Source organism: Sphaerisporangium sp. NPDC049002 (assembly GCF_040649355.1).
In the GTDB taxonomy this organism is placed as follows: Bacteria; Actinomycetota; Actinomycetes; order Streptosporangiales; family Streptosporangiaceae; genus Sphaerisporangium.
This window is the reverse complement of the sequence record NZ_JBEZFH010000116.1, coordinates 1-22,579: the sequence shown is the minus strand read 5'-3', so window position 1 is coordinate 22,579 and position 22,579 is coordinate 1. Positions and strand designations below refer to the sequence as shown.

The 22,579-nt window shown below is 69.2% G+C and carries 16 protein-coding genes; 8 read left to right on the top strand and 8 right to left on the bottom strand.

Annotated features, from left to right (window positions below; translation table 11 throughout):
• Nucleotides 1-96: 96 nt before the first annotated feature.
• Nucleotides 97-912, top strand: a complete 816-nt coding sequence (locus tag AB0B89_RS22310; protein ID WP_358555920.1) for a phosphotransferase — start codon at nt 97-99, stop codon at nt 910-912.
• Here the strand turns inward: AB0B89_RS22310 and AB0B89_RS22305 are convergent.
• The 7 genes from AB0B89_RS22305 to AB0B89_RS22275 are packed head-to-tail and all read right to left on the bottom strand — an operon-like array spanning nt 899 to nt 7,188.
• Complete coding sequence (locus tag AB0B89_RS22305) at nt 899-1,942, bottom strand: glycosyltransferase (protein WP_358555917.1); 1,044 nt, start codon at nt 1,940-1,942, stop codon at nt 899-901. The genes AB0B89_RS22310 and AB0B89_RS22305 overlap by 14 nt on opposite strands.
• Nucleotides 1,943-1,974: 32 nt before the next feature.
• Nucleotides 1,975-2,865, bottom strand: coding sequence for a PIG-L family deacetylase (locus AB0B89_RS22300; RefSeq protein ID WP_358555914.1), 891 nt, complete (start codon nt 2,863-2,865; stop codon nt 1,975-1,977).
• 29 nt (nt 2,866-2,894) lie between these two features.
• Nucleotides 2,895-3,635 carry a glycosyltransferase gene (locus AB0B89_RS22295; protein WP_358555911.1) on the bottom strand — a complete coding sequence of 247 codons (741 nt, stop codon included), beginning with the start codon at nt 3,633-3,635 and terminating at the stop codon, nt 2,895-2,897.
• A 31-nt stretch (nt 3,636-3,666) separates the two neighbouring features.
• Nucleotides 3,667-4,557: an aminoglycoside phosphotransferase family protein gene (locus AB0B89_RS22290; protein ID WP_358555908.1), complete on the bottom strand. Its 891-nt coding sequence runs from the start codon at nt 4,555-4,557 to the stop codon at nt 3,667-3,669.
• Nucleotides 4,554-5,456 carry a glycosyltransferase gene (locus AB0B89_RS22285; protein WP_358555905.1) on the bottom strand — a complete coding sequence of 301 codons (903 nt, stop codon included), beginning with the start codon at nt 5,454-5,456 and terminating at the stop codon, nt 4,554-4,556. Before AB0B89_RS22285 ends, AB0B89_RS22290 begins: the two co-directional genes overlap by 4 nt.
• Complete coding sequence (locus tag AB0B89_RS22280) at nt 5,453-6,076, bottom strand: AAA family ATPase (protein ID WP_358555902.1); 624 nt, start codon at nt 6,074-6,076, stop codon at nt 5,453-5,455. Before AB0B89_RS22280 ends, AB0B89_RS22285 begins: the two co-directional genes overlap by 4 nt.
• Nucleotides 6,073-7,188: an NAD(P)-dependent oxidoreductase gene (locus tag AB0B89_RS22275; RefSeq protein ID WP_358555899.1), complete on the bottom strand. Its 1,116-nt coding sequence runs from the start codon at nt 7,186-7,188 to the stop codon at nt 6,073-6,075. The genes AB0B89_RS22280 and AB0B89_RS22275 overlap by 4 nt, the downstream gene beginning before the upstream one ends.
• On the opposite strand from AB0B89_RS22275, the gene AB0B89_RS22270 reads away from it, so the two are divergent.
• The gene (locus AB0B89_RS22270; RefSeq protein ID WP_358555896.1) at nt 7,145-8,365 is read left to right on the top strand and encodes a transcriptional regulator; all 1,221 of its coding nucleotides are present in this window, start codon (nt 7,145-7,147) and stop codon (nt 8,363-8,365) included. The genes AB0B89_RS22275 and AB0B89_RS22270 overlap by 44 nt on opposite strands.
• Before the next feature lie 12 nt (nt 8,366-8,377).
• Entirely contained in the window at nt 8,378-8,749 is a 372-nt protein-coding gene (locus tag AB0B89_RS22265) for a hypothetical protein (RefSeq protein ID WP_358555893.1), read from the top strand.
• Between the two features lie 232 nt (nt 8,750-8,981).
• Here the strand turns inward: AB0B89_RS22265 and AB0B89_RS22260 are convergent, their stop codons facing one another.
• A complete protein-coding gene (locus AB0B89_RS22260) occupies nt 8,982-10,505 on the bottom strand; it encodes a glycosyltransferase family 39 protein (RefSeq protein ID WP_358555890.1) in 1,524 nt (507 codons plus the stop codon).
• 297 nt (nt 10,506-10,802) lie between these two features.
• On the opposite strand from AB0B89_RS22260, the gene AB0B89_RS22255 reads away from it, so the two are divergent.
• The 5 genes from AB0B89_RS22255 to AB0B89_RS22235 are packed head-to-tail and all read left to right on the top strand — an operon-like array spanning nt 10,803 to nt 22,236.
• Nucleotides 10,803-11,639: an ABC transporter ATP-binding protein gene (locus tag AB0B89_RS22255; RefSeq protein WP_358555887.1), complete on the top strand. Its 837-nt coding sequence runs from the start codon at nt 10,803-10,805 to the stop codon at nt 11,637-11,639.
• Nucleotides 11,629-12,438: an ABC transporter permease gene (locus AB0B89_RS22250; protein WP_358555884.1), complete on the top strand. Its 810-nt coding sequence runs from the start codon at nt 11,629-11,631 to the stop codon at nt 12,436-12,438. The genes AB0B89_RS22255 and AB0B89_RS22250 overlap by 11 nt, the downstream gene beginning before the upstream one ends.
• Before the next feature lie 32 nt (nt 12,439-12,470).
• The gene (locus AB0B89_RS22245) at nt 12,471-17,240 is read left to right on the top strand and encodes an SDR family NAD(P)-dependent oxidoreductase (protein WP_358555881.1); all 4,770 of its coding nucleotides are present in this window, start codon (nt 12,471-12,473) and stop codon (nt 17,238-17,240) included.
• Nucleotides 17,237-21,079 carry an SDR family NAD(P)-dependent oxidoreductase gene (locus AB0B89_RS22240; RefSeq protein WP_358555878.1) on the top strand — a complete coding sequence of 1,281 codons (3,843 nt, stop codon included), beginning with the start codon at nt 17,237-17,239 and terminating at the stop codon, nt 21,077-21,079. The genes AB0B89_RS22245 and AB0B89_RS22240 overlap by 4 nt, the downstream gene beginning before the upstream one ends.
• The gene (locus tag AB0B89_RS22235; protein ID WP_358555875.1) at nt 21,076-22,236 is read left to right on the top strand and encodes an acyl-CoA dehydrogenase family protein; all 1,161 of its coding nucleotides are present in this window, start codon (nt 21,076-21,078) and stop codon (nt 22,234-22,236) included. The genes AB0B89_RS22240 and AB0B89_RS22235 overlap by 4 nt, the downstream gene beginning before the upstream one ends.
• Nucleotides 22,237-22,579 lie beyond the last annotated feature (343 nt).

Here is a 22,579-nt window from a genome sequence, read left to right as displayed (position 1 = left end):
CCAGCAAAACCCGAAGCCGCAGACACTAACCGCTTAACCTGCAGAAACAGGATCACGCAGAGATCAACTCATACACCACTCCGCTGGACGTGACCGCTGGCGGATGCCGGGCTTCCGGTCTGTGCCCCGCGTGCCACTGTCTCCGGAGATGTGGTGGCCGAGATCGATGGTCGTGGCTTTTGTGTTCTGCCCTGGGCCGAGGGGAGCCACCGCCCCGGGGCGGCGCTGACAGTCAATGAAACCGCAGACCTCGGTAGGCTCGTCGGGCGATTGCACGAGGCATTGGCTGCCCCTGACATCGGATTGGATCCCGTGGCGGATCGGCCGCGGATGAAGGTGACGCCCGCCAACGCGGCACTGGCGGAGGCCGATCGTTTCCTCCAAATCATCGCTACCCGAGAGGAGCGGGACGCGTTCGACGCGGCCACGCTTGAGGCGCTGCGGCAGCGCAGGGAACTGCTCTTCGGGCGTGCCAGCGAAGCTCCGCGTGATGATCTCACTCTGGGTCCGGTCGGCTGGACCCATGGGGATCTGCAGCCCCTCAATCTGCTGTGGCGGGACGGGGCGGTCGTGGCCGTGCTGGATTGGGATCGACTGGGAGTCCGCCCTTACGGCGAGGAGGTCGTTCGTACCGCCCAGGTGCAATTCACCAGCGACGATGGCCGTCTGGATCTGGAGCGGGTAGCGGCCTTCACCGCCGGATACCGCTCACATGTGACGATCGCCGACGAGGACCTGGTGGATGCGGTCGAGCGGCTGTGGTGGAAGCGTCTGACCGACTTCTGGCAGTTGCAGTGGCACTACGACAAGGGCGATCACGGGCCGGATCGGTTGTGGGAGTCCGGGGAACGGCTGCTGCACTGGTGGACCGCCAATCGTGACTTGGTGAGCGCCGCGTTCACGTCCCGATGATGCCCGCGGCGGCCAGTTCTGGAAGACGGCAGCGAGTCAGCGGGATGGCCCGGCGGCCCGCCTGATCGGCCAGTTCGGCGAGCCGGTCCTGAGTGAGAGTCCGGATCAACGCGATCCAGGCGGCATGTTGATCGGGTGGGGCGAGAAGCGTGGGATCGCCGATGGCTTCGCCGATGCCGCCCTTGGCGGAGCCGATGGCGGGCAGTCCGGCCAGGGCGGCTTCGATGATCACTCTGGGGAAGGCGTCGTCGACCACGCTGGGGACTAGGAGCAACCGGTGACGCCGATAGAGGGCGGTCATATCGTGGGGGTCGTAGGTGCGGGGTAGGTAGGTGACGTTGGGGTGGCAGGCGAATTCGGCTGCGGTATCCCACCAGCCCTCCACCAGGGTGAAGCGCCGATGCGGGAGTAACTCGGCGAGCTGGTGCATGAGCTTGGCGCCTTTGGCCGGAACCGGGTTGATCATGAGGAGATCCGCGTCAGGTGACCCGGAGGGCTCGTCTGGCGGCCGGAACGGCGGGTAGAACAACACAGCCGCGTGCGTGGACGGTGTCTGAGACAGGACGAACTGGGATGTGGCCAATGCGCAGTGGGGCCTACCGTCCAGGACGTGCATACCGGTGTTCGAGACAGAGTGTAGCCAGCCCAAGACCTTCGTCTTGGTCCGGGCGTGGGCAGCGAGTTCCGCTGAGCCTTCCTGGGAAGTGATGACGAGGTCGGGCCTTTCCTCCCGCAGTGTCGTATCGAGCACTTTTATTAACACGTTCTGGGCGACCACCCGGATACGAACGCCATTGCTTAGGTAATGCAACTCTCTGTTGCCAGCCTGGTAGTCATATGCGATAGCAGAGCGATTCAGATGCCCCAGTATCGCCGGCAGCATCGAGGTCGTCGCCCATGGGGGTTCGTGTGAGGCCAGATAGAGGGTTCTCCAGCCTGCGGCGGCGAACTGCTCGGCAAGCACTTGTTGGGAGACCTCGGCGCCGCCGATCAGAAACGGCGGCGGGATCCGCCGCCAGGCGAACAGCACTGTTCCGGGTACGGCTCGCGCCGGAGGAGCCGTCATCGCGGGGCCACCCGGTAGAGGCGTTCAGCGAAGCGGTCTCGGCTGGCGCCGGGGACGGACTGCGCGACGGTCCAGGCGTGACGTATCGGCCGGTACATGGCTGACAGCGGCTGCAATTGGGAGGCATACAGGTACAGCAGCGTGAGCTTGTCGAGCAGCACATCAGTGATGTCGACGACGTCGGCGACCATTGCGTCCCCGACGCGTGCGGCGAACAGGTGCTGGTCGTCGGCGGAAAGACTGTAGGTCTGCCAGAACGCGGAATCTTCCCAGAACCATCGGCAGCCGAGCCGTCGCGCGGCATCGTGGACCAGGAGGTGGTCGGGGTGGCGTGTAACCGCAGCCGGAGCCAGAAGCTCGGCTTCATGCCAGTCACCCAGTTCCGCAAGGGTCAAATCCAGATCGGCGACAACGCGGTCCAGGATGTGGGGTTCGTACGCCCGATAGGGAGCCTCGGCGTCGTGGTAGCCGAGTAGCCGCTGATTGCCATGCAGCGGGCGGAGTGCCTGGGTGGATTCGGCCGCACGGAGTCGGGAGATCGCCTCCTCTCCCGAATGCTCAGCATGCACAGACGTGTGCGCTGTGGCCGAACGGCTGAAGACGGTCACCACGGTAAGTGGACGCGCCCGGGTTAGGAACAGGCCGCTCGCCGAGAGCGCCAGATCATCGTGATGGGGTTCGATCACCACGACTGGACGTCCGGCCGGGTGACGCTGCTCGATCAGGTACGGCTGCCTGTCGTACGGGGCCTTGATCTCGATGATCGTCTTGTCGCCGTTGCTGCGACGACCGGCGAGTCGGTCCTGATGGGTGCGATGGGCGGCAGCGAGGTCGTCGGGGTAGGTGTAGACGCCGATGGCGTTGGGAATCGGAAGCGGTTGGTCCACGGCAGGGTTCCTTCAAGGTGTGATGTCGTTCAGCGGACCGTGGTGTCGTACCAGGGCTGCCAGAACCGGCGGGAGGTCCGGAACAGCCGGGCGATGATCGGGTTTGCCCGCCAGATCATGCGCCAGCTGGACCATTGCTCGAACCGGCGCAACGATGGTCGGACCCGCAGTTCCGTGAGGTAGATGACCGGGGCCTGTCGCCGACGGCCCAGGCGAATCAGGCGGGCGAAGAAGTCGACGTCTTCGCTCATGAACAACTCGCTTCGATACCCGCCCAGCGTGAAAAACGCCTCCCGGGTGCAGAACTGGGTTACGCCCTGGGCGCCGCCGAAGTGCCGCCGGTAGAGGGCCCAGGCGGCTACCAGAAGTCGGGCACCGAGTTTGGTCGGCTCGTACAGGGCGGGGATCGTCCCACCGACGCAGGCCCCGGAGGTCAGGTGGCGCATCGCGGCGTAGATGCCGTCCTCTGGGAAGTCCACGTCGGCGTCAATGAACACCAGGCGGTCACCGCGGGCTGCGGCGGCGCCCGTGTTACGGGCTCGGCCGATCCCCCGCAGGGGTTCGGCGACGATGCGAGCCCCGTAGTCAGCGGCGATCTGGGCTGTGGCGTCGGTGCTGGCGTTGTCGACCACGATGATCTCGCCACGTCCACCGGTCGCCTTTTCCCAGTACCTGAGCGCGGTGAGCACGGTGGGCAGGTACTGGGGCAGGTAGCGTTCCTCGTTGTAGGCCGGGATCACGATGGACACCTCGGGCGTCTGCTCATTCATGCCGTCCCCCCCTTTCACGAAGGTGACCTGGTCATGGTCGGACGTACTGGTCAAGTACCTGGGCGAGGCGCGTCTGCCACAAAGCGACGTCGCGGCCTTCCTGCCGTGCCGCCCACCACCAACCGCGCAGGGTGTGGAAGACGATCAGGTCGGTGAGCAGGCCATACGATGTCGGGCCGAGGTAGCTGGTCATCAGGCTGGTGAGGTCGCCGGAGGTGAGTGCGTCGGTGGTGACCGCGGTTTGGGCGAGGTCGTACTCGGCGGGAGCGTCGGTGGCCTGTTCGAAGTCGATCAGGTACGGGAGTGCGTAAGCAGCTCGGAGAACCACGTTGCCGAAGTGCAGGTCGCCGTGGCAGCTCACGGCCTTCCGCTGAGCGGCGGGGCGGGCGAGCCGATCAAGACTTGTCTGCACCCGCCAGTTCACCTCTTCAGGTAGTCGATCGCGCAATCGGCGCGCGTCTAGGACCAGGTGGCTCACGACAGGGCTTCGAGTACGGTCCGCGCTGTGGCCGGGATCATGATGGAAGGCGTTGAGGATCTGGCCGAGGAGCCCCAACGCGTCTCGACGGGAGTAGGTGCCGTCGCTGATGGTCTGGTGGAGGGTGTTGGAGCCTAGGTCGGTCAGGACGAGCGCTGTCAGGTCGTGACCGGGTATCGGGCCGCTGGCTACCACGTCCGGTATGCCGAACGCGGAGCAGCCGGACCGCTCGGCCAGGATGAGGTGTTCCTTGCCGGCCTTCCATTGAGTGCGCCCGGCATACACCTTGACGATCATGCTGTCGTGGATCTGCCGTTCGGTGAGGATGACGCGGTAGACGGCTGTGCTCGCCGACGCGGAGAGCTGATGTGCTTGGACTGCCTGCGTGCCGAGGAGAGCCCGGCAAGCAATGTCAACAGCAGACGTGCCGACAGGCTCGATCACCGGCGTCTCCAGCGAGGGGCGTCGAAACTGAGGTCACCGAGCTGCTGGACCTGTCGCAGGGTGGCGTCCAGGTGGTGCCGGTACAAGCGCACATGCTGTGTGACCGGGGTCGATGGGAGCCAGGGTTTGGCGCTTCCTACGAAGTGCAACAGGGCCGCATCGGTCGCATTCGGGGTCCGGGCGCGCGGCGTGTAGCGACGCGGCCAGTCGCTGAGCTCCAGGAAACGTGCCAGTTCGAAGGTGTTGAACCGGCGGGGCACAGCGTGAACCGAACCGCTGGCCAGCAGCCACAGGTTCAGCGCGTCTTGATCGTTGTGGAAGATGTAACGGCGCCCGGTCTTCAAAGCGTTGCTTACGCCGCGACGCACCGAGGCTAGCATCGCGGTAGAAGCCCACCACATGCCGCCGTTGAAGTAGGGGCGGCCTGCCAGCTCAGGACGATCACGTGTCAACCCTGGCAAGGCTTGTCCCTTTCCCACCGTTGGAGCGAACTCGTCGGCGACCAACCCCAGCTGATCGGCGGGCAGTCCGTCCAAGGGCGTGGAGATGTCATCGACCACCAAAGTGTCGGCGTCGACGTAGACGAAGTAGGGGCGGCCGATGAAGGCGGGCGTGAACTGGAATCGCAGCCATGCGGTCACAGTGATGTAGGCGGTGTCCGCCATCACCGCCATAGAGGCGGGACGAGCCCACCGCAAGTCGAAGGAGCCGAACCCGAACCGAGCCGCGAGGTCTGCCATGGTGGCGGCGTGCTGGCGGGTCAAGTCCAGGGTCAGCACACGCACTGCGGCATCACGTCGGTCCGCGGTCGGCAGCGCCCTGGCCAGCGACTCCAAGGTCACCAGCGCGGGCATCAGGTAGCGCTCATCCACACAGAGCCCGAAGGCGTACACGATCACGCCCCCTCGGCCAGATTGCTGGCGGTCTTGCTGATCGCGTTGAGGGCCGCGGATAGCACCACACCGGGGTCGTCGTCGGCGTCCAATCGCAGGCAGCGGGGCGAGATCGGGTCGTCGAAGTATCGGTTGAAATGCAAGGTGAAGGCCGGGTTGTAGTAGAGGAGTGGCACATTCGGACGCGTCGCGCCGCGCTTGGCCAAGACCGGAGGCGTCGCGACCAGGACTAGGGTCAGGTCGGGAACCACAGCGGCCCTTGCCGACACGGCTTGGTCGATCAAACGCCGTGCGCGAGACACGGTAGCCGGGACATCGAGTTCTTGAAGTTGGCCGACCGCGGTGAGGTGCGCGAGCAGAGTGTCGATGCTGCGATCGAGGATGACAGTGCCGTCACGGGCCAGCGCGACGTCGGCCTGGTGGCGGCGTTCGGCTTCGACGAGTAGGTGCGCGGTGAGCGCCGCGAGTTGTTCGTTCTCGGTTGTGGCCAGCGGATTGCCAAGAAGCGCGGGGTTAGAGGCAACGTGGTAGAAGCACGGGACCACCTGCGAGCCGAACATGTCCGCCAGCCTCGCTGCCAGGGTGGATTTGCCGGTGCAGCTCACTCCCTCGATTGCGATGATCATCGGGGAGCCACCCATTCCGCTGCCACCGCTGCGGTGTGCGGGCGGAAGGCTTCCACCCAGGCGGCAGCGATGAGGGCACGGGTATCACCGGGAACTTCGTACAAGCCCGGCTCATGCGGCTCGGCGGCCAACCGGGCCATCGAAGCGATGATCTCGGCCTTGATGAGGTGGATCGCCGGACCGAGCGCCGAGGTGTGCAGGAAGTTCACCGCGTTGCCGCTGCCAAGTAGGACAAACGAGCGGCCGTCCCGGCGGTAGCGAACAGCGCCATCGACGAGCGCCTCATGGGTGAACCCACTCGCGGGCCTATGCAGGGCGGCCAGGTCGAACTCGTCATCGGCGGACGTCGCCCCGGCCAGGACCGCGCCCTCCCGCAGCATCCCCAGATGCTCCATGCCGATGGCACGGCTGCCGGTGGCGGAAACCACCAGGTCAGCGGCTGCCAGCGCACGGGGCAGCGGGGCGGATCCGTACCCGATCGAAATGGCTTGGGCGTCACGTACCGGGTCGGTTTCCACCACAGTCACCTGGGCGTGGCGGGCGTGCAGCGCGGCGGCGACGCTCGCGCCGATCTTCCCGAACCCCAGCACGCACGCCCGTTGTCCTGCCAGGACCTGGCCGAGCCTTCGCAACAGCGATTCGATCGAGAACACCATCGCCTCGCCGACAAGCCGGTCCTCGGGTTCTTTGAGCGGGCTTCGGGCCACGCTGTAAACCGGGCAAGGCAGGTCGCCGAGTGCGAGATAGCGGCGGAGCCCGTTCTCGGTGTCCTCCACAACACCGGCGATCATCCCTGGCATGGCTGAGCAGACTGCCGCCAGGGCAGGCGCGTAGTAGCCGCCGATATCAGCCAGCACCAGCCGTCGTCCGGCCGCTCGGTCGATCAGATAGCCGGCCAGCCAGCGGGGGTCGGCGAAGCGACCACGCACCAGGACGTCACATCGATAACGTCCGGCCACTTCCTCCAGGGTGGCGTGGTCGGCGGACTTGGGCTTGGGCAGTACCGCAGCCACGGCAGCAATCCGGTTCAGCGTCGCCAAGAAGTCCATCTGGCCTGGCAGCACGTGTGTGATCACCAGGGATGCCGCATCGCTGGGGACGAAACCGGCCATCAGGTCAGCGAAGAATCCGTCCGCCTCATCCGCCCAACTCCTCCACGTCAGCCTGGACGACCTCTTCTCGCCCGCCACCAACGAGTACCAAGTCGACCCCCGTTCCTGTCAGGGACACACCGATCCGATCGCCGGGCATGTCGTGCCGTACCGCGAATCGGACGAAGATGACGATATGAACCGCCGTGATCTTCTCCGCCTGCTGAGCATCACCGGTGCCCTCGTCGCCTTGCCGTACGCCGAGCCCGCCCTGGGCCAATCCCCGGACTCAGCCAAGTCGACCGAGCCCGACCCGGCCGAGTACGAGCAACTCAATGATCGCCTGTGGCAGCTCTTCGGGCTGTCATCGTCCAAGCGGCTGGTTTACCCGATGGTTCGCCGACAGCTCGGCGTTCTTACCGGCGATCTGGAGCAGGCACGAACAATGGCAGGTCATCGGCGAGTATGCACGGCGACCGCCGATCTCTTCCAGCTGGCTGGGGAGATCTTCTTCGACGCCAACCGGTACACCGACGCGGCCTCCTGCTACAGCCTGGCCGTCAGCGCCGCCCGCGAAGTCGGCGCCTACGACTTGCTGGCCAGCGCGCTTACCCGTCACGCCTTCATCAGCCTGTACGAGCACCGGCACAACGCGGCCGAAACCCTGCTGACAGTGGCCGCACGGGCAGCCGACCGGGGAGATCCCCAGCTGTCGACCCGGCACTGGGTGGCCGCAGTACGAGCCAACGCCTTCGCCGGACTCCGCGACCTGGACGCCTGCTCCCGCCAACTGAAGACCGCCGAGCACGTTCTCGGGCTGAACGGACCGGTCACCCGCAGCGGCTGGCTCCGGTCTGACGGCTCACGCCTCGCCGAGGAAAGTGGTGCCTGCTATCTGCAACTCGGCCGGACCGACCTCGCCGAGACCGCGCTTTACCAGGCATTGGGACAGGCCAACTCACCCCGTCGCCGCAGCGCAGTGCTGACCGACCTTGCCCTGCTTGGTCTCCGCCACGGCGACCTGGACCTTGCCCTGCAGCACGGTTACGCTGCGGCGCAAGTTGCCGAGCCTACCAAGTCCGCAGGGTATGTCGGCCGTAAACTCCTGTCACTGCAGGACCGGATTACCCCGTTCGCCGCCGATAAACGTGTCAGAGAATTCATTGATCGCATCGACGCAGTCGTGCCGAAGGCCTAACTGAAAGGAGCAATGGTGCAGACCGTAAGCGACGAACAAGGCCGGATCTTCCGGGAGGCCTGGATCGCCGGAGTGCGTAAGCACTTTCCGGGGGAGCCTAAAGCAGGGTATGTCACCCCTTGGCAGGACACCCCTGATTGGGAGCGTCAGGCAGCCGTTGCGGTGTACGGGCAAGTGCGCGACTTCGTCACAACCAGCGGTGGAGCCACTGCGAAACTCACCCGTCCCCAAAAAGGCCGTTTCGTTGCGCTGTGCTGGATCGCGCAGATCCACAAACACTTCGACGATCCAAAGCCCTCATATGTAGCCGACTGGGACGACCTGCCCGAGTGGCAAAAGGAGACCGACGCTGACATATTCGAGCACATCGAGGCTGCTTACTAGCGGTCCGCCACTTCCGATCTGTACGGCTTGGCGGTCGGCAAGGCATTAGCCCCGGCCGAGGCCGCTTCGACGCATTGACAGGAATTAAGGAACCCGCGTTGTCATGCTATCCCTAGCATTGGCATGTCAACTAATCGAATGACGTTCGGGCGTTGGCGCCGATGAATCCGAATCGCCACCGTGGAGAGCGGCCCCGTCAGAACCATGACGTGGCCGTCGGCACAGGCGCCGGCTAGAAGTGGCGGAGCCTCGGCCACAGGGCGGACCATGGGGCGTGCGGGCCCGAGCACAGCTGGACGACGTCTTCCTCCAGCTCGTTGCCCAGCTCGAACCCGAGGTCGACGCGCTCCGCCGGCCGGCACTCCCCGAAGAGCCGGGGAAGCCACAGGTTGTTTCCGTGGTACACGAGCACCACGGGCCCGTCGGCGGAGTCCGGCGGCGGGCCCCACTCGGCGTAGCTCATGTGGGCGGAGTACGCGGGCGGCAGGCCGTGGGCCGGCCCGTACCGCGTGATGGCCGCCGCCTCGCCGTAGTTCTGGGCGAAGACGACCGCCCGTGAGCGCTGCTGTGAAGGGATCCGGCCCCAGGCGCCCGCGACGGTGGACGCAAGCGTGGGCCAGCCCACCTGCTCGCCCTGCTCGCCGTTCATCGCGTTGACGACGCGCAGGGTGTCGGGCGGCAGCACGGGCAGCACCAGGACGATGTTGACCAGGGCCGCCACGGCGATCACGGCCGCGAGCACCCGGCTCCGCCCGGCGCCCGCCCAGCGGACGACGCTCGGGGCGCCCGCCGCCATCGCCACGATCAGCAGCGGCAGCACGTAGTACGACTTCCCGCCGAAGATCGGCACGACCACCACGAGCAGCGGGACCGCCACCGCGAAGAGCCGCGCCCACCGGATCGCCGGATCGCGCCACAGCCGTACGAGCCCGGCCGCCCAGATCGGCACGAACAGCGGCGAGAGCTGCACGAGCAGGAGGGGAACGAACATCAGGCGGTTCTCGCCGCCCTCGCGGTCGCTGATGCCGGCCGCGACGGTGAACTGCGGCCAGCCGTGCGCCGCCGCCCACAGAAGGTTCGGCGACGCCAGGACCAGCGCGACGGCCGCCCCCGCGAGGAGCCACCAGGTGCGCAGCATCCGCCTCGGCCCGACCAACAGCAGCGAGACCAGCAGCGCCACCACGACCAGGGCGACCAGCTGCTTGTTGAGCATGCCGATGCCGATGGCGGCGCCGATCGCCAGATACCAGCGGCCGTCTGCGGTGCGCAGCAGCCTCAGCACCAGCCAGCTGATGACGAGCCACGCGAGGGTGTCGAACGTGGCCGTGGCGACCAGGTGGCCGAGCCCGATGACGATTCCCGACGTGGCCGTGAGGACCGCCGCGAGCGTCTGGGCGCGCCTGTCTCCCCCGAGCTCCCTGGCGATCAGCGCGACGACCACGACAGTCAGGACGCTCAGGACCGTCCCCGCGACGCGCAGCCCGACGGGCGTCTGGCCGAAGAGCGCGGTGCTCGCCCTCGCCAGCAGCGGGGTCAGCGGAGGCTGGTCGATGTATCCCCAGGCAGGCCGGTCGCCGGCGACCATGAAGTACAGCTCGTCACGATGGAACCCGTAACGGCCGGAAAAGGCGGTGAGCAGCGCGGCGAGAGCTGCGGCGACCACCGCGACCGGCTTGGCCGCGAACGGCGGCAGCCCCCCGGGATGGCCCTCGCCGTCTTCGTCCGACACCGATGTGCCGGAGTGCGCGATAGTCATGACAATTGAGCATGACAGCAGACCCGGAAGTTTTCGTCAAGCTCGGGTGCCGAATCGCGGCCCGACCGATGGCCGGTTCTTTCAGGCCACTTCTTGCCAACAGCGCGCCCATCATCTCCAGGGATGGTGGCGGTAACCTCGATTTCACCGGGTCAACCGTATTCAGCCGTTGGATGTCGCGAGCTATTAGTGCGCCGGCCGAATATGCGTGGACATGCCGCATGAATGGAAGTCGCAACGATAACACCCTACAGCGCGGATGCCACAGTCGGCGTGAATACTTAAGGAGGTGGCACGTTGCTGGAAGCAATCGATCTGGTCAAGCGCTATGGCTCGGTCCAGGCTCTCGACGGGTTCGACCTGAGCGTGGCGGCCGGTGAGATCGTCGGGCTCGTCGGGCACAACGGCGCGGGCAAGACGACCTTCGTCGAGATCGTGTCGCACCTGATCCGCCCGGACAGCGGCCACGTGACCATCGACGGCAAGGCCCCCTCGGCCACGCGCGGTCAGGTGGGGGTCGCGCCCCAGCACATCGCGCTGTACCCCTCCATCACCGTCCGCGAGCACCTGGAGCTCTTCGGCAAGCTCGCCGGGCTCCGGCGCGCGGCACTGAAGAACGCCATCGACGATCTCACCGTCGCGCTCCGGCTCACCGACTTCATCGACCGCCACGCGGCCGGCCTGTCCGGCGGCCAGCAGCGCCGCACCCAGGCGGCCACCGCGCTCGTCCACCGGCCGGGACTGCTGCTGCTCGACGAGCCGACCGCCGGAGCCGACCTGGAGACCAGGGAGGCGATGCTCGACGTGGTGAAGCAGCGGGCCGGCGAGGGCGCCGCCGTCGTCTACACCACCCACTACCTGCCCGAGCTCACCGAGCTCCAGGCCACGATCGCGGTCGCCCGCAACGGCCGCGTCATCGCCAGGGGCACCTACGAGGAGCTGGTCGACGGGCTGCCGGGCGAGGTGAGGCTCCTGCTGGACAACGGGGAGGAGAAGGTGGTCTCGACGACGGAGCCGGCGGCCACCCTGATCGACATGCTCGGCCGCGCCGAGCGCCCGATCAGCGCGGTGGACGTGCGCAACCCCTCCCTCGACGACCTCTACCGATCCCTGGCGGTCAGCGATGCTTCTTGATGCCGCACCCCTCGACACCTCCCATCGGACCGGCGCGCTCGACAACCTGCGTGACGCCGCGTACCGGGTCGCCGCGATGGCCAAGCACAACACGACCATCCGCCTGCGCGACCCGGGACAGATGATCAGCTACGTCGTCATGCCGATGGTCCTCATGCTCGTGCTGAAGCCGCTGTACGTGAGGGCCGTCGAGGGCGGCGCCACCAAGGTGGTCACCGGCCTGCTGGTGATGTTCTCGGTGTTCGCCATATCCATCGCCGGCAACGCGATTCTCGCCGAGCGGACCTGGCGCACTTGGGACCGCCTGCGCGTGAGCAAGGCCTCGGCGACCGAGCTGCTGCTGGGCAAGACCATACCGATCTTCGTCGTGATGGTCGTGCAGCAGACGATCCTGCTCATCTACGGCTGCCTGGTCATCGGCCTGCCGGTGCCGCGTTCCCTCGGGTACGTCGCCCTGGCGATGGCGATCTGGGCCTTCACGCTGCTCTCGATCGGCGCGTTGCTCGCCGCGATCGTCCGCAGCCACGGCGAGCTGAGCGTGATCTCCGACGTGGGCGCCCTCACCCTCAGCTCGCTCGGCGGCGCGCTGGTGCCGCTGAGCATCATGCCCGAGTGGGCGCAGATCGCCGCCCACGTGTCACCTGGGTACTGGGCCCTGACGATGTTGCAGGCCGCCGTGCGCGGCGACGCCGCGAGCATGCTGGCGCCGGCCGGGGTCCTGCTGGCCATCGGCGTGGTGTCCGGCACGTTCGCCGTCCGCCGGCTGACGCGCGGCTGGGGCCGCAGCCGCTTGCTTTGACGCACATTCGACCACACAGGCAAATAAGGGGCATGTTGATGGTGCAACATTCACCTGGCGACTCGAAACACTCGACGGACGAGTCCGATATTGCGATCATCGGCATGGCCGGTCGATTTCCGGGCGCGGACGACGTCGAGACGTTCTGGCGCAACATCAGCACCGGGGTCGAGTCCTTCACCCGCTTCTCCGACGAGGAGCTGACCCTCGCCGGCGTCCACCCGACGACCTTCCAGCAGCCGAACTACGTCAGAAGCCGCCCGATCCTCGACGACATCCGCGGGTTCGACGCCGGGTTCTTCGGCTACAACCCCCGCGAGGCCACGCTGGCCGACCCGCAGCAGCGCATCTTCCTGGAGTGCGTGTGGGAGGTCCTGGAGGCCGCCGGCTACGCCTCACCCGGCGACCGCGGCAGCGTCGGCGTGTTCGCGGGCATGAACATCAGCGGCTACCTGCTGACCCGCCTCAGGGCGTTCGAGATGGGCATCGACCCCTCGGCGCTGATGATCGGGAACGACAAGGACTCGCTCGCCACGAACGTGTCCTTCCGGCTCGACCTGTCGGGTCCCAGCGTCACGGTGCAGACCTTCTGCTCGACCTCCCTGGTCGCCGTACACCTGGCCAGCGAGAGCCTGCGCCGCGGCGAGTGTGACATGGCCCTGGCCGGGGGCGTGTCTGTCCGCATTCCCGACAGGGTCGGCTACCTGTGGGAGGAGGGCGGCCAGGAGTCGCCCGACGGCCATGTGCGGACCTTCGACGCGGACGGCAAGGGGAGCATGTTCGGCGACGGCGCCGCCGTCGTCGCGCTCAAGCGCCTCGACCGCGCGGTGGCCGACCGGGACACCGTGCTCGCCGTCATCCGCGCCTCTCACATCAACAACGACGGCGCGATGAAGTTCAGCTACCTGGCTCCGAGCATCGACGGCCAGCGCCGCTGCGTCGGAAGGGCCATCGAGAAGGCCGGGGTGGACCCGTCGGAGATCTCCTACGTGGAGGCCCACGGCACCGCGACAGAGGTCGGCGACCCGATGGAGGTCGCCGCCCTGACCCGCGCCTTCGGCCCGACCGAGAAGAAGCAGTACTGCGTGCTCGGGTCGATCAAGCCCAACGTCGGCCACCTCGACCGGGCGTCCGGCGTGACCGGGCTCATCAAGGTCATCCAGTCGCTTCGTAACGAGCTGATCCCGGGGACCCTGCACTACCGCTCCCCGAACCCCGAGATCGACTTCGACAACAGCCCCTTCCGGGTCACCGCGGAGCCAACCCCGTGGCCGCGCAGCGCGGACCGGCCCAGGATCGCCGGCATCAGCTCGCTCGGCATGGGCGGCACGAACGCCCACGCCATCGTCACCGAGGCCCCGGAGGCGGCCCCGCGCCGGGAGCGCCCGCGCCGCTGGCAGGTCCTGCCGGTGTCCGCCCGCTCCGCGTCGGCCGCCGAGCTGTCGTGCGCCAGGCTCGCCGAGCGCCTCGCGGCCCAGCCCGAGCTCGACCTCGGTGACGTCGCCTACACGCTCCAGGTCGGCCGCAAGCTCTTCGGGCACCGCAAGGTCGTCATCGCCGACTCCACCGGGCGGGCCGCCGAACTGCTCGCGGACGTCGCCGGGCCGCTGTGCCGTACGGACGCGACGATCGGCCGCAAGGTCGGATACCTGATCGCCGGGGTCGGCGAGCAGTACCCGGGCATGGTGGCGGCGCTCTACGCCGACGACCCCGCGTTCCGCGAGGACGTCGACGAGTGCGTGGCCATCCTCGGACTCACCGAGGCGGCGCAACTGTCCGACATGTTCGTGCCCGCGGAACGGGACGCGAGCGGCGCCGGCGACCTCGCCCGGCTGCTCGGGCGGGCAGAGGACACCGCGCCCCGGCCCACCTCCGTCGCGCACCTGATCCAGCCCGCCGTCTTCGTCGCCGAGTACGCGCTGGCGCGGCAGTTCACCCGCTGGGGCGTCCAGCCCGAGATCATGGTCGGCTACAGCCTCGGCGAGTACGTGGCCGCCTGCCTGTCGGGCGTGCTGTCGCTGCCCGACGCGCTCCGGCTGGTCGCCTACCGGGCCAAGCTCATCACCTCGCAGCCCGAGGGCGCCATGCTCGCCGTGGCCGCCGACGAGCGGCGCCTGCGCGCGGTGCTCGGCGAGCTGTTGACCCGCGACCTGGACGTGGCCGTACGTACCGGGTCACAGGTGGTGCTGGCAGGCCCCACCGAGGCGGTGGAGGAGGCCTCCGCCCTGCTGCTGAAGGCGGAGATCGGCAGCAGGCGCCTCGCGACCACGCACGCGTACCACTCCCGGATGCTGGCGCCGGTCGCCGCCGAGCTGACCGCCTGGATCACCGACAACGTCACCCTCAATCCGCCGGCGATCCCGTACATCAGCAACGTCACCGGACAGCCCGCAACCGAGGAGGTCGTCACCGACCCCGGCTACTGGGCCCGGCACATGTGCGAGACGGTGGAGTTCGGGGCCGCGCTCGCCCACGTGCTCGAAGGCGGCGACCTGGCCCTCGCCGAGATCGGTCCCGGCCAGTCGCTCGGCGCGCTGACCCGTGGTCACCCCGACTGCGACCGGAACCAGTGGCCGCTGATCGTCACGACCCTGCCCGCCGCGAACGACAAGCTGGACGCCCACGCCGCCGCCGCCACGGCGGTCGGCAAGCTGTGGCTGTCGGGGGTGACGGTCGACTGGGCGGCGCTGCACGACCTCACCTCCACCGGCGCCGCGCCGGAGACCGGCTGGGCCCCCGGACGCGTCCCGCTGCCGACCTACCCGTTCGAGCACCAGGAGTACTGGCTGGAGATCGACCAGACGGCGGCCGGCAGCGGCGCGCCCCTGCTCGACGAGAACGACCCGACCAGCATCGCGAAGGCGCTTCCCCGGCTGCCCGAGGATCAGTGGGTCAACGTGCCGGTATGGCAGCAGACCACACCGCGCCCGGCCCGCGCCGAGGAGGCGGCCCGGTGGCTGATCTACACCGACACCGGCCTGCCGGACACGCTCGCCGCGTCGCTGCGCGAGCACCTTTCGGCGGACGGCCGCGAGGTCGTGCTGGTCCGTCCTGGCGACCGGTTCGCCAGCGAGCCGGGCGGCATGGTCGTGCGGCCGGGCTCGCAGGAGGACGCCATCTCCGTGCTGCGGGAGCTGGGCCAGCAGGACCGGAGGCCCGAGCGCATCGTCCACCTGTGGACCGCCGACGCGGCGCGGCCGGAGGGAGACCCGACGGAGGACTGCCTCCAGCGCGGCCTGCACAGCCTGGTCGCGTTCGCCCGCGCCGCGGGTGACGTCGGGCTCTCTCCGTGGTCGCTCGACATCGTCACCGTCGGCAGCCAGCGGGTGCTCCCGGGCGACGTGGTCCGGGCGGAGCGCGGCACCCTGCTCGGCCCGTGCCGGCTGGTCCCGGTCGAGTACCCGCGCGTCCGTACCCGGCTCATCGACCTCGACGCCGCGACGGCCGAGAACCTGCCCCGCGCGGTGCTCGCCGAGCTTCGCGCCGAGCCCGCCGACCAGGTCGTGGCGCTGCGCGAGGGCCGTCGCTGGGTCCCCGGGTACGAGGTGCTCGACGCGTCCTGCATCGCGGACGCCGCCCCCGCCGCCGAGATCAGGCGCGGCGGGACGTACCTGGTGACCGGCGGACTCGGCGGCATCGGCCTCGCCATGGCCGAACGGCTCGCCGAGCACTACCAGGCCAACCTGGTCCTGATGGGCAGGACGCCGGTGCCACCCCGCGAGCAGTGGGGCCAGATCCTGGCGTCCCCGAGCACCGCCGACGAGGTGCGCAGGCGGCTCGACGGCCTCCAGCGGCTGGTGACCGCCGGAACCGAGGTCGTCACGGTGGCCGGCGACGTCTCCCAGCCCGCCGACGTGCGGCGCGCGGTCGGCGCGGCGCTTGAGCGATTCGGTGAGCTGAACGGCGTGGTCCACTGCGCGGCGGTGCCCGCCGTCGGGCTGATGCAGTTCAAGACCGCCGCCGACATCGAACGGGTGCTCGCGCCCAAGGTGGCGGGCACGCTGGCCATCGCCGACGCGCTGCGCGAGGTGCCGGTCGACTTCGTGGCGCTCTTCTCCTCGACCACCTCGGCGACCGGAGGCGGCGCGGGCCAGGTCGACTACTGCGCGGCCAACGCCTACCTCGACGCGTTCGCGCTCAGCGACGCCCTCCCCGGGGTCACCGTCGCCTCGATCGACTGGGGCGAGTGGACCTGGAACGGCTGGACCGAGGGGCTCGACAACTACGACGAGGGCTCCCGGCAGTACTTCGAGTGGTACCGGTCGACCTTCGGCATCACCTTCGACCAGGGGTTCCAGACACTGCTGCGGGTGCTGGCCAGCGGCGAGCCGCACACGATCGCATCCACGCAGGACTTCGCGCCCCTGGTGGCGATGAGCCGCCGCTCGTCGATCGAGAGCCACCAGGCGACGGTCAAGAAGATCAGGGACGCGTTCGGCCGGCATCCACGGCCCGACCTCTCGACGGCGTACGTCGAGCCGCAGTCACCGGCCGAGGAGGCCATCGCCGGGGTGTGGGCCGAGGCGCTCGGCCTCGAACAGGTCGGCGTACACGACAACTTCTTCGAGCTCGGCGGCAACTCCCTGCTCGGCATGGAGATCATCGCCGAGGTCCGCAAGGCGCTCGAACTCTCCTATCTGCCGCCGCACCTGCTGTACCAGGCGCCGACGGTCGCCTCGCTCGCCGAGGCCGCCGCCGCCGACGAGGAGAAGGACGACGAACAGGCCGCCGGGGCCCGCGAACAGCAGCGGTCCCGCATCGAACAGCGACGCAACATGCTCCGGACCGGAAGGACGTCATGACGGAAACCGACTACGACTCGGCGGTCGCACTGATCGGAATGTCCGGGCGTTTTCCCGGAGCGGGCAGCGTCGCCGAGCTGTGGCGCAACGTGCTGGCCGGGGTCAAGGGCCTGCGTGAGATCACCGACGAGGAGCTGCGCGAGACCGGCGTCGAACCCGGCCAGCTTGCCGACCCGCGCTATGTCCGCATCGGCGGCCCTTTGGACAAGCTCGACCAGTTCGACGCCACGGTCTTCGGGATCAACCCCCGCGAGGCCGAGACGATGGACCCCCAGCACAAGCTGTTCCTGGAGTGCTCCTGGGAGGCGCTGGAGAGCGCGGGATACTGCCCGACGGACGTGCCGGGGCAGGTAGCGGTGTTCGCCGGGTGTGGCTTCCCCGATTACATCGTCCAGAACATCCAGCACCTCGCCGGGCAGCCGGGCGGGGCCCTGCTCATGGCCGTCGGCAACGAGCGCGACTCGCTCGCCTCGCTGGTGTCGTACAAGCTGGGCCTGCGTGGCCCGGCCGTGACGGTGCAGACCTTCTGCTCGACGTCGCTGGTGTCGGTACACCTGGCCTGCCAGAGCCTGCTGACGTACGAATGCGACATCGCGCTCGCCGGCGGGGCCTTCACCCCGCTCCCCCAGCCGTCCGGCTACCTGTACGAGCAGGGCGGCATCATGTCGCCCGACGGGCGGGTCCGCAGCTTCGACGCCGAGGCGAGCGGCACGGTCATGGGCAGCGGCGTGGGCACGGTCGCGCTCAAGCGCATGTCCGACGCGATCAACGACGGTGACGTCATCCACGCGGTGATCCTCGGATCCGCCGCCAACAACGACGGCCGGATGCGGGCCGGGTACACCGCGCCCGGCGTCGACGGCCAGGCCGAGGTGATCGAGCAGGCCCTCGGCGTCGCCGGGGTCAAGCCGGACACCGTCGGCTACGTCGAGTGCCACGCGACCGGCACCATGCTCGGCGACTCGATCGAGCTGGCCGCGATGAACCGGGCGTTCGCGCAGCCTCGCGAGACCCCCTGCGTGCTCGGCTCGCTCAAGCCGAGCATCGGCCACCTCGACCGCGCCTCCGGGGTCACCGGGCTGATGCGCGCGGCGCTCACCCTCAAGCACGAGCTGCTCCCGGGCACGCCCGGCTACGAGACCCCCAACCCCGCGCTGGCGACGGCGCAGGAACGCTTCACCGTGCTCACCGAGCACCGCCCCTGGCCCGAGGGTCCGCACCCCCGGCGCGCCGGGGTCAACTCCTTCGGCCTCGGGGGCACCAACGCCCACGTCGTCATGGAGCAGGCCCCGCCGAGGCCCGCCAGGCCCGCGAGGCCCGGCCCGCACCTGCTGGTGTACTCGGGGACCGACGAGCAGGCGCTGTCGGACCTCACCGAGCGCCTTCGGGGGTATCTCGCGGACAACCCCGACGAGGACCTCGCCGACGTGGCCTACACGCTCCAGGTGTCCCGTGGCGGTTTCGCGCGGCGGCGGGCCATCGTGTGCCGCGACCGCGACGACGCGCTCGCCGCGCTCGCCGACCCGGCACGCTGGATCGACGGCAAGACCCAGCGGCGCAACCCCAAGGTCCTGCTGGTCGAGGGGGCCGGCGAGGTTCCCTCTTCCTGGTGGCCCGAGCTCCACGCGGCGGTCACCGAAGTGCTGCGTCCCGGCGGCGAGGCCCGTACCACCGACCCCGGCCGCGACGAGGCGCTGAGTGCGCTCTCCGACGCCCTGAGCGGGCTCGGGGCGCACATGCTCCGCGACGGCTCCAGCCTCCCCACCGGCGTCGAGGAGGTCACCGTCGCGCCGGGCGGCGCCTCCGCCGCCGAGTGGCTGCTCGCCACCGTGGCCCGGCTGTGGCAGGCCGGCAGCTCCATCGACTGGGCGGCGCTGCACCGGGGCGCCGGGCGCCGGGTCGAGCTGCCCACCTACCCGTTCCAGCGGCGCAGGTTCTGGGTCAAGCCCAAGCCCGGTCAGCTGGCCGCGCCCCCGTCCGAGGGCAAGACGTTCGACCGCTCACGCTGGACGTACCTGCCGACGTGGCAGCAGCGGCCCCTTCCGGTCTCCGGCCTCGACGAGCGGCTCAGGCTGGCCGGGCCCTGGCTGGTCTTCACCGACGACGAGCGGGGCGAGGCGCTGGTCGAGCGCCTCACCGACGCGGGCGCCGAGGTGACCGCCGTGCGAGGTGGCGACCGGTTCCACCAGGACGACGCCGGCGACTTCACCATCCGGGTCGACAAGGCCGACGACATGGCCGAGCTGCTCTACTCCCTGGCGGCCGGCCCTCGCGCGATCATCCACGGGTTCAGCCTGGCCGGCGCCGAGGCGGGCCCTGAGGACGACCCCGTGGCCCACTTCGACGGCGAGCAGAACCGGGGCTTCTACTCCGCGCTGGCCCTGGCGCGGGAGCTCGTCGACAACACCGGCTCCGCGCCGCGCGCCGAGCTGGCCCTGCTGACCTCCGAGGCGGTGGGGGTGCTCGGCTCGGACCTGCGCCACCCGGAGCACTCGACCCTCGCGGCGCTCGCGCCGAGCCTGGCCCAGGAGAACCCCCGGCTGCGCTGCCGTCACATCGACGCCGACGTGGTGCCCGCGGGCAATCCTGGCGCGCTGCGGTCGCTGGCCACCCAGATCCTGGCCGCGGTCGTGTGCCCGCACGAGGGGCCGGTCGCGGTGCGCGCGGGCGAGACCTGGCTGCGGCGGTACGAGCCCTTCCCCATCCAGGACCTCACCCCGGAGGACCGTCCGATCCGCGACGGCGACACGGTGCTGATCACCGGTGGTCTCGGCGACGTCGGGCTCGTGCTCTCGCGCCACCTGGCGAGCACGTACGGCTGCCGGCTGGTGCTCACCGCGCGCTCACCGCTGCCGCCCCGTGAGGAGTGGGAGGGGTACCTCGCGTCGGTGCCGGAGCGCGGCGAGCGGACCGCGCGGCACATCCGCAACATCCTGGACCTGGAGTCCCGGGGCGCCACGGTGCTCGCCATGTCGGCCGACGCGTCCGACGAGGCGCAGATGCGGGCGGTCGTCGAGGCGGCGGTCGAGCGCTTCGGGGAGATCGACGTGGCGGTCCACGGCGCGGGAGTTCAGGAGGGCGGGTTCTTCAACTTCGCCCACCTCATGGACCGCGACCAGTGCGACGCGCACATGGCCGCCAAGGTCAAGGGTTTCCACGTCCTGCAGGCGGTACTCAAGGGCCAGGCCCCCGAGCGGCGCATCACCCTGTCCTCCATCGCCGCCGTCCTCGGCGGCATGACGCTGGCCCCGTACGCGGCGGCCAACGCGGCCCTGGACGCCTACATCCGCGTGGCCCGCACGTCCGACGCCCGCCGGTGGATCACCGTCGACTGGGACACCTGGAGCATCGACCCCGATCGTCTCGAAGGGCACAGCTCGGCGGTGCTCGACTACGCGATGGCGCCGCCGGAGGCCGTCGACGTGTTCGAGCGGACCCTTTCCGCCGGTGACCGCGTGGGCCACCTGGTCATCTCGACCGGTTCGCTGGACGCCCGCATCGCCCAGTGGGTCACCGGCGACATCCACGAGGCGAGCGACGACTACGACGACCAGGAACGCCACCCCCGCCCGGACCTGAGCACCCCCTACGTGGAGCCGCGCGAGGGCACCGAGGCCACGCTGTCGGAGATCTGGTCGCGGGTGCTGAGCATCGAGCCGATCGGCGCCACCGACAACTTCTTCGAGCTGGGCGGCCATTCGCTGCTGGCGATCGAGCTGACCACCCGGATCCGCAAGGCGCTGAACGCGTCGGTCCCGGTCACCGGCCTGCTGGAGTGCCCGACCGTCCGCCAGCTCGCCGAGCTGCTCGACAGCAGGGAGGGGGTGGACGAGGAGTGAAGCAGCCCGAATACCTCCGCAGGGTGCAGGGCTTCGCCCGGCGCGAGCTGCTGGGCAAGGACGCCTATCTCGACTCGCTGGCCGAGGCGCCGCTGCCGCTGTACGAGCGCTTCGCCGAGACCGGCCTGGCGAACTGGTGGCTGCCCAAGGAGCAGGGCGGGCTCGGGCTCGGCCTGCAGGAGAGCGTGCGCATCGTCTCCGAGCTGGCCTACGGCGACGCCGGGGTGGCGTTCACGCTGTTCATCCCGGTCCTGACGACCAGCATGGTCGCCTGGTACGGCAGCGACGAGCTCAAGGAGCGCCACCTCGGCCGCATGGTGGCGGAGAACGGGTCGTGCGCGACGCTCGGCAGCGAGCACGCGGCGGGCAGCGAGCTGGCCCGGATCACCACCATGGCGGCCCGTGACGGCGACACCATCGTGCTCAACGGGCAGAAGGCCTTCTCCACCAACGCCGGGTTCGCGCGGTTCCTCGTCGTGATCGCCCGCTCGCAGGAGGACCCGTCGGGGTATCTCGCGGTCCTGGTCCCCCGGGACACGCCCGGGGTGCGGGTCGACAAGCGGTGGGACGTGATCGGGCTGCGGTCCTCGGCGACCTACCAGGTCTCGTTCACCGACTGCCGCGTCCCCGCGGGGAACGTCCTGCGGGGCAACGGGCTGCGGCTGCTGGAGGTCGGGCTGAACGCCAGCCGGATCCTCATCGCCGCCACCGGTCTCGGCATCGCCCGCAGGGTGCGGGACGTGTGCATGGAGTACGGCAAGTCCAAGTCGGTGAAGGGCTCGCCGCTGGCCGGCAACGCGGTGTTCGCCGGCAGGCTCGGCCAGTTCGAGATGCAGATCGACGTCATGGTCAACCAGTGCATGGCCGCGGCGCGCGAGTACGACGCCGTCGCGGTCCGGCCGGACGCGGGCGAGGAGTTCCTGCGCATCGGGACCCTGAAGTCCGCCCTCACCACCAAGATGTTCTGCGGCCAGACCGGCTGGCAGATCGCCTCCACGGCCTCGGAGATGTTCGGCGGCCTCGGCTACACCCACGAGTCGGTCATCGGCAAGCTGCTGCGCGACGTCCGGTACGTCTCCATCGTCGAAGGCGGCGACGACGTCCTACGCGACCTGGTCTTCAGCCGGTACGTGGTCCCGGTCTCGAAGCGCTCCTGAACCCGGTCGGAGCACGGGATCGTTTCGGCGCCACCGCCGCCGAAACGATCCCGCCCGCACCCGCCCCGGCCGGAGCCGACCGTAACGACCCTCCATGGCCCCCGCATGGCGGGGTCCCCGGATGGTCATGGTCAAACCCTGATCTCGCGGAATCGACATCCGGGCGTGGGGTGTTTCGTCACCTCTAGTTCGTTTTGTGATGTTTTTAGGTCCCTAACGTCGCGGGCTATGACCTCACGATCGTTCATGCGGATCGCGGTCGCCGGCATGGTGGCGGCCACCGGCCTCGCCATCGCCGCCGCGCCCGCGTCCGCGCACCCGAAACCTCCCAAGCCTCCCGTGA